At 41.4% G+C, this 3,467-nt stretch carries 2 protein-coding genes; one reads left to right on the plus strand and one right to left on the minus strand.

What is annotated here, in order from left to right:
- Positions 1-650 (minus strand): DNA gyrase subunit A (locus Q1V93_RS03155; protein ID WP_300661333.1); only part of this gene is annotated, 650 nt, incomplete at its 3' end.
- Between the two features lie 210 nt (positions 651-860).
- On the opposite strand from Q1V93_RS03155, the gene Q1V93_RS03160 reads away from it, so the two are divergent.
- The gene (locus Q1V93_RS03160) at positions 861-3,380 is read left to right on the plus strand and encodes an ATP-dependent Clp protease ATP-binding subunit (RefSeq protein WP_300661335.1); all 2,520 of its coding nucleotides are present in this window, start codon (positions 861-863) and stop codon (positions 3,378-3,380) included.
- The last annotated feature ends 87 nt before the right edge of the window (positions 3,381-3,467 follow it).

Raw genomic sequence — 3,467 nt, forward strand, 5'->3', positions numbered from 1 at the left:
GGGAAATCCGGAGCTTTTACGTGGTGTAATAACTCTTCATCTTCCAGATCATTATTATCTACGTACGCAATAATGGCATCTACGACTTCACTTAAATTGTGCGGAGCCATATTGGTTGCCATACCAACGGCAATACCGCTCGATCCGTTTATTAACAGGTTCGGAATTTTGGACGGCAAAACAGTTGGTTCCTGTAACGAGTCATCAAAGTTCGGAGCAAAATCAACTGTTTCTTTGTCCAAATCGTCCAGCATTTCTTCTGCAATTTTGCGCAAACGTGCTTCTGTGTAACGCATTGCTGCAGGGCTGTCACCATCAACAGAACCGAAGTTTCCCTGTCCGTCTACCAATGGATAGCGCAAAGACCAGTTCTGAGCCATACGAACCATCGTGTCGTAAACAGAACTGTCACCATGCGGGTGATATTTTCCCAATACTTCACCAACGATACGAGCTGACTTTTTGTATGGTCGATTGGAATAAACTCCCAAATCTTGCATACCATATAATACACGGCGATGAACCGGTTTAAACCCGTCACGTACATCAGGAAGTGCACGGGATACGATCACCGACATCGAATAATCGATGTACGCCGATTTCATTTCATCTTCGATGTTAATCTGGATTATCTTTTCTCCATCTGCCATCTTGTCATAGTTTTAAATTATGCACGAAATTTGTGTGCTAAAAGCAAGTTCCGAAATTAGCTTTTTTATGGCTACAAAAAAGAGTGTAAAAGGATTTTTACTAACAAAAAGCGGTGAAAAAATGCTAATTCGAGGTACTTATTAACATTTAATGTGTTTGTATATTTGTATGGTGCGCCAGTTGCACTCAAATCTTAAATTAAGAGAGTTATGGAAGCGAAATTTTCACCTCGGGTAAAAGACGTGCTCAGCTTTAGTAGGGAAGAGGCTTTGCGTTTGGGGAATGATTTTATTGGGGTAGAACATTTCTTGTTAGGAATCTTGCGTGAAGGTGAGGGAAATGCCGTGCGCATCCTTACCGGATTCAATTTGGATTTGCAGAAACTAAAAACAGAATTGGAGAAGCCGCTATTGGAAGCATCCAAATCGAATTCTCCGCTTGGAGCCAATATTCCGTTGGTAAAACAGGCAGAAAGATTGTTAAAAATAACTTATTTGGAAGCGAAATTGTTCAAGAGCCCTATGATTGGTACCGAACATTTGTTACTTTCGATGTTGAAGGATGAAGATTCCGTAGTTTGCAGGGTTTTAAACCGCTACGGAGTAAATTATAATACAGTTCACGAGGAATTAGAAAATATGGTCGACGAAAATAAATTACCAAGAGCAGAAATGTCGTCTTCTTCTGATGATGAAGATCAAACATTTGGTGCGAGCCAACGAAAATCAACAGACCCAAAATCTAAAACTCCTGTTTTAGATAATTTTGGTCGTGATTTAACTAAAATGGCAGAAGCAGGAAAGCTGGATCCGATTGTTGGTCGCGAAAAAGAGATTGAGCGGGTATCTCAGATTTTATCCCGCAGAAAAAAGAACAACCCGATTTTGATCGGTGAACCCGGAGTTGGAAAGAGTGCTATTGCAGAAGGTTTGGCACTTCGAATCGTTCAGCGGAAGGTTTCCCGTGTGTTGTTCAATAAACGAATCATTTCATTGGATTTGGCTTCAATGGTTGCCGGTACAAAATACCGCGGACAATTTGAAGAGCGAATGAAAGCAGTGATGGCTGAGATCGAAAAGAATCCGGATATCATTTTGTTTATTGATGAGATTCACACCATTATCGGAGCAGGTGGAGCAAGTGGTTCACTGGATGCGTCCAACATGTTCAAACCGGCTTTGGCTCGCGGAGAAATGCAGGCTATCGGGGCAACGACATTGGATGAGTACAGACAATACATTGAGAAAGACGGAGCTTTGGAGCGCCGTTTCCAAAAAGTATTGATCGAACCGACAACCATCGAAGAAACGATTCAGATTCTGAACAATATCAAAGAGCGTTACGAAGACCATCACATGGTGAGTTATACTCCGGAAGCAATTGCTGCTTGTGTGAAGCTGACGGAACGTTACATTACTGACAGACACTTGCCGGACAAGGCAATTGATGCGCTGGATGAAGTGGGTTCACGTGTCCACCTGACAAATATTCATGTTCCGCAGGAAATTGTGGATATCGAACAGGAAATTGAAGCGTTGAAAGATCAAAAGAACGAAGTAATCAAGTCTCAACAGTACGAAAAAGCAGCGGAATTGCGTGATTCTGAACGTAAATTGCAGGATCGCCTGGAAGAAGCTAAAAAGCGTTGGGAAGAAGATTCCAAAGCAAAACGTGTCATCGTTACTGAAGAGCATGTTGCTGAAGTCGTTTCAATGATGTGTGGAATTCCTGTAACCCGTGTCGCTCAAACCGAAATGGGGAAACTGGCTACAATGGCAGTTGAGTTACAAGGAAAAGTGATTGGTCAGGATGAAGCTGTTGAGAAAGTTGTGAAAGCAATTCAACGAAACAGAGCAGGATTGAAAGATCCGAACAAACCGATCGGTTCGTTTTTCTTCTTAGGACCAACAGGAGTTGGAAAAACACAGTTGGCAAAAGTGCTTGCAAAGTACTTGTTTGATACGGAAGATGCATTGATTCGTATTGATATGTCCGAATACATGGAGAAATTCTCTATTTCCAGATTGGTTGGAGCGCCTCCGGGATATGTGGGGTATGAAGAAGGTGGTCAATTGACTGAAAAAGTAAGACGTAAGCCTTATTCCATCATTCTATTGGATGAGATCGAAAAAGCGCATCCGGATGTATTCAACTTGTTGTTGCAGGTTTTGGATGACGGACACATGACGGATGGTTTGGGTCGTAAAATCGACTTTAAAAACACCATTCTGATCATGACTTCGAATATCGGAGCCCGTCAGTTGGCAGATTTCGGAACAGGAGTTGGTTTTGGTACAAAAGCTCAGAGCGAACAACGTGATGATAATACGAAAACGGTGATTCAGAATGCATTGAGAAAAGCATTTTCCCCTGAATTCCTGAACCGTATTGATGACATGATTATCTTCCATTCATTAACAAGAGAAAATATCCACAAGATCATTGATCTGGAGTTGGTGAAATTGTTTGACCGCATTGAAATTTTGGGTTACCATGCTTCTATGACGGAAAAAGCGAAAGATTTCATTGTTGATAAAGGATACGATGAGAAATTCGGAGCAAGACCGTTGAAAAGAGCAATTCAGAAATACATCGAAGATCCGTTGGCAGAAGAGATTATTAAAGCAAATCTGCACGAAGGTGATTCCATTGTTTTAGATATTGATGAAGCAAATACCGGATTGAAAATTTCCATTGAAAAAGGGAAAACGAAGGCGGCTAAGAAATAAAAGAAAGCATTGCTTTCGATAACGAATCTGCGGTAGCAGATTATTCAACAAATTTAACGGGGGACGCGATTCATTGCGTCCCCTACT

Source organism: Fluviicola sp. (assembly GCF_030151805.1).
Classification (GTDB): Bacteria; Bacteroidota; Bacteroidia; order Flavobacteriales_D; family Crocinitomicaceae; genus Fluviicola.